We start from the raw sequence: 10,819 nt of genomic DNA, 5'->3' as shown, positions 1-10,819 counted from the left end.
TCAGATAGCGTCGGCAAAAATCCCGCTTTCGAGGATGATTTCACCGCAGCTCTACTGGGTGATGTCAGACAGCGAGTTTACGCTGGACATCAACAATCCCGAAGAGCCGAAAATCCTCTGCGTGGGTAACAATCCCGACCGTCAGAATATCTACGGTGCGGCACTCGGTCTGTATAATTCCCGTATCGTGAAGCTCATCAACAAGAAGGGGATGCTGAAGTCATCGGTCATCATCGACGAGTTGCCCACAATATACTTCAAAGGGTTGGACAATCTTATAGCTACCGCCCGAAGCAACAAGGTTGCCGTGTGTCTGGGCTTTCAGGATTTCAGCCAGTTAGTGCGTGACTACGGGGACAAAGAGGCGAAAGTGGTGATGAACACTGTCGGCAATATTTTCTCCGGTCAGGTGGTGGGGGAAACAGCCAAGACGCTCTCCGAGCGGTTCGGTAAGGTGTTGCAGAAACGGCAGTCCATCTCCATCAACCGGCAGGATGTTTCCACCTCCATCAACACGCAGATGGACGCGCTCATTCCACCGAGTAAGATTTCCGGGCTTACGCAGGGAATGTTTGTCGGTTCTGTATCCGACAACTTCAACGAGCGTATCGAGCAGAAGATTTTTCATTGCGAGATTGTGGTGGATGCCGAAAAGGTGAAACGGGAAGAAAGTGCCTACAAGAAAATTCCCGTCATTACAAACTTCACGGACGAGGACGGCAACGACCGCATGAAGGAAACGGTGCAGGCGAACTACCGGCGCATCAAGGAAGAGGTGAAGCAGATTGTGCAGGAGGAACTGGAGCGTATCAAAAACGATCCGGTGCTGTGTAAACTGCTACCAGATAATGAGACTGTCTAACAAGTCCCCAAAATTGAAAATTATCCCTATCGAAGTTTGAAGTGACCCCCAAAAGTTGGATACAATTTTTTGGGGGGCACTTCAGTTCTGACGGGTAAAATCGTAAAATTCGGACTTGTTAGACAAATACTTACGCGGTTTCAACCTCAGGTACTGAATCTATCGAATTGACAAATTTAACCAATTGCGGATCTGAATCTTTTTGTATGAGGTTTCGGAGACTCTTTTTCAATTCATAAGCATCATCCCCTGCTGTATTTATTAAATCCATATAAAAATCTTTGTTTTGCAGAATCAATGAACGGCATGCCCCATCGGAAATTACAGGTTTCACTATTTTATCAATAACGTCTCCAGCTTGACTTTTCAAATTACCATGCGATCTAAGCCATGTTTCGAAAAATTGAAACTTTATTGCATTGATAGTCTTTTTACCGATGCAGAAATCATTTCTTATATCGGTAACTGTCGATTTAATTTTTCGTTTATCCAATCTTTCAACTATATTCTTGAAACAATTAGGGAAAGGATTCAAACTTTGAGTTCCAGAAGCAATATCCATCAGAATCTTTTTGCCAAATTCAGTCAAGTTATCTGGCAAGGATTTGATTTTAGCCAGTAAATGTTTTATTGCGACAAACCAATAATATGATGTATGTGCTGTTCTTTGGGCGTATAATGTATCAACACTTATTTCAGACAACGCTTCGAACGCTATTTTATTGATATGATCGGTCAGGACATTGCTTATTTTAGTGGTCAAATCGTAAAAAGATGCGTCAGGAATTACATCTTTAATATTGTTCTTAGTGATATACTTATCCAAATCGGTATTCCACTCTGCTAAATGCTCGATAAATACCTCATCCGTTACACCTATTCTGTTCTTAATATCTTCAAATTGGGGCAATATGTCTGAGAGCAATAATTTATAGCCAAGTTTATGATTTACCATGTATTGTAGTGTTTCATTTAATAGCGGTATATTCCATCCCACACTATTTACTAATAAGTCTCCATGATCCACATAATAGTCCATGAGTTCTGCAACATATTTTATATCTCCACCCTCTATTAAGGAAACGGAATGACCATGTGCCAATTGCATGGCGACTAAATCGTAATATCCAGACTCTTTAATGTTTCGGCCATCAGTTTCTAATTCAGAATGCAACTGATTTATGTAGGTTGAATCTAACGTTACAGGTAAAGGTCTTTCTTCGTCAGATGCCAATAAACGATAGGTTGTAAATATAGCCCCTATATTATCTTTATTTACATTCTGTTCATCAATGCAATTCGTGATCGCTTGCAAAAGCGTTGGAAACGTATAGGTAGAATTATCTTTTAACGTTTTTACAATATCTGCATGGTCGAAATTATCGGGTAGTAAGTTTGCCAAATAATTATCGAGCGCCTCCGAATTTGTTGCTACTTGATAATATTTATATGCTTTAGTTGTCGCGTTATCCCGATAGGCAGCATCTGTTGCATTTGCAGCTTGAATATAATCGATAAATGTATTTGGCTTGACTGTTTTTGCTTCAATCAATGACGTAAAATCGCACGCCAACTTATTTTGCGCAATAAACCTGTCTATTGCATCTAACGTTTTGAAATAGTCGCCGCCATTGAAGTCATTGAACCGAACTATCTTCTTATATAATTGAGCAATCACATGGTTTTGGCTTTCCGTGTCTAAATGCAACAGCAGTTCTTGGTATTCGACAGGGAACACCTGCTTCTCTATGGATTCTTTTAATTTCAATTGTGCTATTCTTTGCCATACACGCAGAATAACATCGCTCTTTCGAGTTAATTTATGCAAACAATGTATAATCTTATCGATAAGCGCATTGTCCATACATTGTATAACTTCTTCTAATACAGTGTCAAATTGTTTATTAGTCTCTGCATATTGATTTATGTCGTGGTCTTCTTCTCCGTTGATGCAGCCTTCAATATATTTTTTCAATGGAATTTGTCGAGCATCTTCAACATCGACACCATATACCAAAGCTGCAATTTCGCGTTGTGTTTGCAGATCATTGTTAATTATTGTTTGAATGCCATTCAGATAGTCGCCGGACAATATTTGTTCTACTGGATTTGCCAGAATATCCGTCTTCTTCAAACAGAACAATGCTATGTTTATCATCAAAATTTCGTTACACCACTCTTGTTTAAGAGCGACCATCTCATTGATATATGATATAATTTCCCTAACATTGGCATTAGGATTTACCAATCTGAATATCCGATTTATAGTTTCTTTCGCTTCATTTTCTGTTTCTCCAAATGCTTCAACAAACAGTTTGTTGAATATACTTCGATAGTCGGTAATAACAGGAGGAGCAACACGATAAACAATAGGGAAAGTTTTATTGATAAAATACTTGGTCAGTTGTTTCGTTTGTTCGTCGGTCTCATCTCCGAATGCACAAGCTAAATGTGTTTCATCGAAAGGAATAACAGCCCAAACATTTTCAAAACCGCTATCGGCGAAGAACGTATGGATAGAAGACCATAATTCTTTTACTTTTTCAGCGGGGAGACGATCCATGTTGTCAAAAACAAGGACTAATTTACGTTGTCCTTTTTCCTTGATAAAATCAGAAATGTCTTGCATCCATGTTTTGAACTCGTAAACCGTTGGTTCGTCTTCGCTCAAAGTCTCATAGCAAACGTCCTTTTCGACTTTATCTTGATAAATAGCTAACATATAACTCCATCCATATTTATGATCTTTGCTATATGCCCATTTCCAAACGCACAATGCAATAAGAACTGGCAGTGCAGCTATGATAATAGACAATAAAGAAAACCACCATGTTGTGGGTGTAGGTTTTACTGCATACGCAATAAATGTAAATATCGGAGTTAAAACTGCAACCAAAAATGCCGCAACCATACCATTACTGATAAGGGGATATTTTTCGGTTACGGTCTCCGTTTTACGGGCTAATAAATATTTCAGCTTTTCAGACCATGATACGGTTTTCGTACCTCCACCTTTGACTTTTATTGTTGCATTTCCAGATAGGATACCATCATCAATAAGTTTGCTTGTAAGCAATTCCAATATAGAGCGGCGTTGCAAGTCCTCTTGATGTCCCCATGCGTCATACTCAAAAAAGTAATAGTCGTCTGATAATTCACGTTCCAACATTTTAACCACGTTGGATTTTCCAGATCCCCAAATACCTTCGATGCCGATAATTCGAGGTAAAGTACATTCCTCATCCAATGAATCATTCTGACAAAAATGGCGAGCAATAGTTTTTGCCAACCTTTCTTGCGAACCTCCATCGAATTTGTCAATACCACACGGTTTATTTTGGATAAACCGCGGATATTGCTGTTTGGATTGTAGTTTTGTTTCCATATACGTAATTTATTGATTATACGAACTCCAAATAATTCTCCCGATTTACCACATGAAACTCGGCATAGGGATAGGCTTCTTGGAAGGCTTTCGGTGCGGCCGGCATTTTATTTCCCCACTTGAACTCCAAGGCGGTAAGACTGTCGGCACTCTCCTCAATCAGGTCGATTTCCTGTTTGTCGTAGGTGCGCCAGAAATAGAACTCCCTGTGCAGTCCCTCATTGAAGTTCGCTTTGCGCCGCTCTCCGATGATGTAGTTCTCCCACAGCGCACCGACATCCTGCCGAATGGCCAGCGGTGAGAAAGCCCCGATAATGGCATTGCGAATGCCGTTGTCGTAGAAGTACCACTTGCCAGCTTTTGTAACCTCCTTGCGTAGGTTACGCGAATAAGCCCCCAGACGATAGATAACGAAGACCTTTTCCAATAGGTCGAGGTATTTTTCAACGGTCGTCTTGCTCATGCCGAGTTGTTTACCTAACTCTTCGTAAGAAACTTCGCTGCCCAACTGAAAAGCTATCAATCGCAGTAGATCGCGCATCTTGCTCGAATTTTTTAAGCCGTCAATTGCTAAGATATCTTTAAGCAGGTATGCACCGACAATATCACGTAGGTAGTCTGTTTTACGTTCATAGTTCTCCATCATTACTACTTCGGGATAGGAACCGTAAATCAAGCGCGCTTCGAGGTTCTGGCGGGTTTCAAGTGCCGTTTCCGTCTGTGCGATTTCCCGTTGCGAGAATGGTGTAAGGAGAAATTGCGTACTGCGGCCGACCAACGGTTCACCAGTCTTATTCAGCAAATCGAATGACGAAGAACCACTTGCCAAGACACTTATTCCCGGTATTTCATCAACTATCAACTTCAGAATACTACCGATTTGTGGTATGTTCTGTGCCTCATCAATAGCCAGCAAATCAATACCATCCAATAAATGCCGATAATTGGCTATTGAGCGATTCTCCAATAGTGCTAATGTGTCGTAGTCTTCGCCGTTGAGCATCATCGTCCTACCTGAATAGTTGTCCACAATTTTACGCATCATTACCGTTTTACCAACACGGCGAGCACCAAAAATCAGTACTGCTTTATTGGGCGCGATTCGTGCTGTAATCTTCTCTTGAAGTATTCTATTTACTGTTTCCATACCTTATAAAATATAATGCAAAGATAATCATATTTTTTTAATTGGCGAATTTTACAAAAAAAACGGGCTATTAAATGGCGATTTTTACAACCACAATCTTATGGAAGTTGTTTCATTGTTTTTAGTAATGATATATGTTCATACTATGATGACTCAATAATTTACCAGACATACGTTTCTGAAATTTGTCCTTATAGGAATGAAAAACTCACATATATTGTGCTAATTAATATATAATTAAATGAAAATAAAAAGACAGGATACGAGTATTCCTGTCTTCTCATATGTAATGGATATTTTTTTATTTTCTCATCCGCTCCAACTCCTCATCACGCAACATTCTCTCGTTCAGTTTTTCCTGCATCCTGTCAATGAAATAGGTGCGGCTTTCGTTCTTCCGGCGTTTGATATCAGTGTAGAAGCGGTAGCAGTCTTTAGAATCAACCCCGAATATCTTATAGAGAAGTGGGGCGAGCTGTTTGAGCGGCATATTGCCGTTGTTGATGCAGCCCATCACGTCTATGCCGTAGATAAGTTCCACGAGGTCGATGGCATTGCCCGTCCATTGAAGAAGGCTGGCGGTGGTTTCTGTTGCGTTGTTGGCGGATATTAGTGGTGGCACTTGGGGCGTGGCAAGGAATTTCTGCATCTTTCTTACGAAAGACAGAGCCTTGCTGACGTAGGCGGCAATCTCTCTTTTTTCTTCTGACAGATTACGTACGGGATGGTGCTGCAACTCGATTTCGATGTAGGCAAGCGCGATGACGGTAAGGTTCATGTCCATGCCGCCGTTGCACAGTTCGATCACTTGGGTGGCGAAAGCCGTGTATGCCGTTTCCATATTGCAGTCGCCGGCTTCGTTTATCAGGCGGAAAAAGTCGGTTTCCGCCAGCAAGAAATAATTCATGGTTCTGTCAATTTTGAAAATTACACTTTGTTTTCTGCGTGCGCACATGAATATAATTGGCAAAAAACGCGGCAGAAAATAAAAAATCCAACACTCAATTTTACAAAGTGCTGGATTTCAGAGGTATAAAATTCAGTATTTTTTCACAAGGACAAATTATCTCCGACTTAAATTGTTTGTAATCGGAACATTTATTCTATTCCTGAAAATAGAAATGTATGCTTGCCGCACATTTTGGCTATCTTGCTTTTTTATCAAGGATATAGATAATGCGACATACACCGTTGGGATAGCTTTTCAAAGAGGAAAGCGTCCAGTGTTGCTCTGGCAGAGCCGACTTAAAAAAATGTCGTCCGCTTCCGGATATGAAAGGAACGGTGTATAGTATGATTTCATCCACAGCGTGCATCCGCAGCAGTCCGTTTATATAGTCTGCCGTGTCCGGTGTGGCTTCCGCGAGGTAACGGATGTTTGTGCAGTCTTTTCTCCATTCGTGCAGCATTGAAATGGAATAGTCCGGTGTCACACGGTAAAAGGCTTTCTTCCTGATTTCATCAAGACCGCAACGGTCAAGGCACAAATCCTGATGTGCTTTATCATATAACTCTGAAGAAAGACATCCGTCCATCGTCAGTACGGCGAGAATCTGAACTTTACCCATAATCGTTTCCTTTCGTTAGGCAAGGGTAAAAAAGTAGCGTGCAATTCACACTACCTTCAAGCGATGGCTCTGGTAAAGCCTTTACGGAGAGTACGTGAATGCACGCTATGCGTAAGCATAGCATAAGCATCACGCAATCGTCTCCGTAGTTCCAATTTACCAGATTTTCGCTTGAAACGCCTTGCGGTCTTATCCTATATGTTGGCGGCGAAAAGCTCCTGCCAATCGCCGTTTTTCTCAAATGTTATGCAAAGATAGCCAAATTCAGTGAATTACGGGCTATGATTGCTTGAATTTATATTTAAGTCCATACTCTTCAAGTTTGCTGTATAGTGTTGTCCTGCCTATGCCGAGCAGTTCTGCGGCGACACTCCGGTTGCCGTTTGCCTGTTTCAACGCACGCAATATCCGCTCCTTATCCTCCGCGTCATTGCGCAAGGCGAAGCTGACAGTAGAGGTCGGTTTCGTCACGGCAAGTTCCAGATGCTCTTTCATGACAACACCTTCCTGCGCCTGCAATACAGCACCCATAACTTTCTGCCGAAGTTCCCGCACGTTGCCCGGCCATGCGTGTGTCAGCAACGCTTTACGTGCTTCGGAACTGAACCCGCTCACGCTACACTCCAGCTCTCTGTTTGCCATATCACGGAAGAACTCTGCCAGCGGCATAATGTCTTCTTGACAGTCACGCAACGGAGGAACGGTTATCCCGAAGTCGTGCAGGCGGTACAGAAGATCCTGCCGAAAACGCTTTTCATTCACCGATACCTCCAAATCTTCATTGGTAGCAGCGATGATGCGGACATTGAAATTCCGGTCTGCCTTGTCTCCGACCGGGCGATACCGCCTCTCCTGTATGGCACGGAGCAACATCTGTTGGGTTTCCAACGCGAGGTTTCCTACCTCGTCCAGAAACAACGTGCCGCCTTCCGCCTCATGGAAATATCCTTTCTTGGCATTGTCCGCACCTGTAAATGCACCTTTGACGTGTCCGAAGAAAGCCGACGGTGCAAGCTCTTTGGAGAGTGAACCGCAGTCCACCGCCACAAATGGCTTGCCTGCACGTTTGCTCTTGTCATGCAACAGGTGGGCAATATGCTCCTTGCCCGTGCCGTTCTCACCAAATATCATCACGCTCATATCGGTGGCGGCTACCAGCCTTATGCGGTGCATGATTTTCTGAAAGGCGGAACCTTCACGGGCGAATATAGGCATACGGCGTTGTCCTGCCTGACGTTCTTTCAGTATGGAACGGATCAGGGGGACAAGTTTATCCTCCACAAGCTGTTTGGGAATATAGTCTATCGAGCCGAGTTTCATGCTTTCCACGGCGGTATTAACTTCGGCGTAGTCGGTCATAATGATGAAGGGCTGCATCTTTCCCTCCTTTCGCATCCAGCACAAAAGGTCTATGCCACTGCCGTCAGGCAGACGCAGGTCGGCAACCACGATATCATTATCTGTTGCCTGTTGCAGATGTTTCTTCGCGGTTGAGAGGTGGTAAGCCTTCATATTGCGGTAGCCCTCCCGTGACAGCATATTGCAGACATATTCGCAATACACGATGTTGTCTTCCACCACAATTATTTTTGTCTTATTCATCTTCGTATTTTCTCCTTTCCTCTTCTGCCAACCGTATTATTTCCACTCCCTTATCCAGCACGGCAGTCACGGCATGGCTTAACGCTTCACCATCCGGGAGAGCATCGCCACGAAGCAATCCGTAAAGTACATTCAGCGGTTGGTCGGCACGGAGCACCTCCCACGAACTGCGCAGGTGGTGGATCAGGGAATCCAGCTTTTGCAGGTCTTTTTCTTTTGCTGCATCCCGTACCGCCTGCATTTCCTTTTCTGTTTCAGTTATCAACTTTTCCAGCATGACGGCTTCATTGCCATAGGACAATAAGGCGGAAAAGTCCGGTTTCCCGTCCGGTGTCGCTTTTATGGCACACCTGTCGGAAACCTCCATCAGTTCCGATATGGAGAACGGTTTGAACAGGCATCCGGCAAAGCCTTTTGCCAATAGTTCCCCTTTGTTACAACTGCCCGAAGCGGTTGCCACAACCACCGGGATTGTTGGTGAATTGCCCACGTTGGACGAACGCAACAGTTCCAGCAATTCGAAACCGTTTATATCGGGCATATTCAAGTCTGTCAGCAACAGGCTGTATTCTTTCTGGCGTATCATTTCCATCAGTGCCGCAGCATCGGTGCAAGTGTCGCAGTGTATTCCTTCTTGGGAATACATCTCTTTCAGCATCAGAAGTAATACCTCATCATTGTCAATGGCGACAACATCATGGAATTTATTGTTATGATAAACAGGTGTATTGCTTGTATATCCAAGCTGTTCTTCAGCTTCCTGCATAGAAATTTCAACTGTGAAACGACTGCCTTTCCCTTTCTTGCTGTCTAAACGGATTGTTCCGCCAAGCATCGACACAATATTACGCATTATGGCAAGCCCAAGCCCGAAACCCTCCTTTGCGGCGGCATTTGATAGACGTTCAAACGCACCGAACGCTTGTTTCTGTTCCTCTTCTGTCATGCCTGTACCTGTATCTTCAACGACCAGTGTCAGAACTCCATTATCATATTCAGTAATCAAAGAAACACCGCCTTCTTCTGTGAACTTGACAGCGTTTGACAGCAGGTTATTCCCGATTTGTATTATTCGCTCTTTGTCGGTCAATACAATGGCATCGTGTCCAGTCTTCACGGACAAGGACAGCCCTTTGTTCACGGCAACAGGCATGAACTCCGTTTCAAGTGTGTGCGTGATTGCTGAAATCCGGCAGGGTGACAGACGGGGCTGTTCCTTGCCGTTGTCCAGGCGGAAGAAGTCAAGCAAAGTGTTAAGCATATCCCGCATACGGTCGGAGGATTGCAGTATGTTTTGGATATACTGCCCGGACTTATCCTCACACTGTTCTTTCCGTATCAGTCCGGCATAGCCTGTTATTGCTGTCAGCGGTGTGCGCAGTTCATGGGTGATAGTATGTACCGCCTTCTTCCTTGACGTTATCAGTGCCTCGTTCCGTTGTACGGATTGTTCCAGTTGCCTTATCAAATCAGTTGTCTTGTGCTTGTATTGTTTAATGCTTTTTGCATCACGATGTATGATGATGTAGGAAATTAACAACAATAGAAGAACGAATCCCATTAAACCGCCTACTTGCATAAATGACTTTTCACGCATGGCAACTATTTCGTTTTCCCGGCTTTGCAGTTCGGTTTGTACCTTTTCTTCTATTTGGCAAATCAATTCTTGCAGTTGTCTGTTAAGTTCTGCATTACGAGCTGCAAGGCTGTCGGCTTGTTCCGACAATTGGCGATCCTGCACTTTCTGTTCGCTGATTACGTTTCTATTGACCGAATGAAGGATAGTGGTTGATACTGCTGGAGTTACTTCCTTTTTTTTGCCGAATATGCCTAAGAAACCTTTTCGTTTTGGCTTTTTGGACTGTTCCTGCACACTTTTCTGTACAATAACCGGAATTTGATTGGCTATCTTCTTGTTAATAGATTGTTGTTCATCCATTAACCGGACTATCTGGAACATCTGTCGTTCCTTATCCTCTAAAAGACTGCGCACACTATCGATGCGCTCTGCTGGATAGGTGGCCTTGAAACGGCAGAGCATACTGTCCATTGCCATACGCCGTGCATGGTAATGCTCGATATCTTTATCGTTCCATTCCAGTATTGTTTCACCCAATAGAGAAAATTTTATCATTTGAATATTGATATTGTTTATTTCTTTTCGGAGCTCGTCTATTTTTTTATTGCCAAGTTCTAATGCTTCTATCTCCTGCCATTCATAGAGCTATTATATGCCATACATCCGATAAGAATTT

Annotated in this window: 6 protein-coding genes and 1 pseudogene; 1 reads left to right on the top strand and 6 read right to left on the bottom strand. The window is 43.1% G+C overall.

Annotation, left to right across the window (positions count from 1 at the left end; all coding sequences use genetic code 11):
- Window positions 1-862: TraM recognition domain-containing protein (locus tag JCM17102_RS19980; protein WP_033887172.1), on the top strand; the 862-nt coding region annotated here is incomplete at its 5' end.
- A gap of 130 nt (window positions 863-992) precedes the next feature.
- Here the strand turns inward: JCM17102_RS19980 and JCM17102_RS19975 are convergent.
- The 6 genes and pseudogenes from JCM17102_RS19975 to JCM17102_RS19945 form a co-directional block, all read right to left on the bottom strand.
- The gene (locus JCM17102_RS19975; RefSeq protein ID WP_004291481.1) at window positions 993-4,247 is read right to left on the bottom strand and encodes a P-loop NTPase fold protein; all 3,255 of its coding nucleotides are present in this window, start codon (window positions 4,245-4,247) and stop codon (window positions 993-995) included.
- A gap of 16 nt (window positions 4,248-4,263) precedes the next feature.
- Window positions 4,264-5,394: an ATP-binding protein gene (locus JCM17102_RS19970; protein ID WP_004291480.1), complete on the bottom strand. Its 1,131-nt coding sequence runs from the start codon at window positions 5,392-5,394 to the stop codon at window positions 4,264-4,266.
- Window positions 5,395-5,695: 301 nt separating this feature from the next.
- Window positions 5,696-6,301, bottom strand: a complete 606-nt coding sequence (locus tag JCM17102_RS30090; protein WP_004304269.1) for an RteC domain-containing protein — start codon at window positions 6,299-6,301, stop codon at window positions 5,696-5,698.
- A 238-nt stretch (window positions 6,302-6,539) separates the two neighbouring features.
- Window positions 6,540-6,962 (bottom strand): dihydrofolate reductase family protein, encoded by a 423-nt coding sequence (locus tag JCM17102_RS19955; protein WP_004291474.1) that lies wholly within the window; start codon window positions 6,960-6,962, stop codon window positions 6,540-6,542.
- 279 nt (window positions 6,963-7,241) lie between these two features.
- The gene (locus JCM17102_RS19950) at window positions 7,242-8,564 is read right to left on the bottom strand and encodes a sigma-54-dependent transcriptional regulator (RefSeq protein ID WP_004291471.1); all 1,323 of its coding nucleotides are present in this window, start codon (window positions 8,562-8,564) and stop codon (window positions 7,242-7,244) included.
- Window positions 8,557-10,817, bottom strand: a pseudogene (locus JCM17102_RS19945) (hybrid sensor histidine kinase/response regulator). The gene JCM17102_RS19950 and the pseudogene JCM17102_RS19945 overlap by 8 nt, the downstream one beginning before the upstream one ends.
- Window positions 10,818-10,819 lie beyond the last annotated feature (2 nt).

This window comes from Bacteroides faecichinchillae JCM 17102 (assembly GCF_000614145.1).
Taxonomy (GTDB): Bacteria; Bacteroidota; Bacteroidia; order Bacteroidales; family Bacteroidaceae; genus Bacteroides; species Bacteroides faecichinchillae.
The sequence above is the reverse complement of the archived record's forward strand: the minus strand, read 5'-3'. Positions and strand labels throughout refer to the sequence as shown.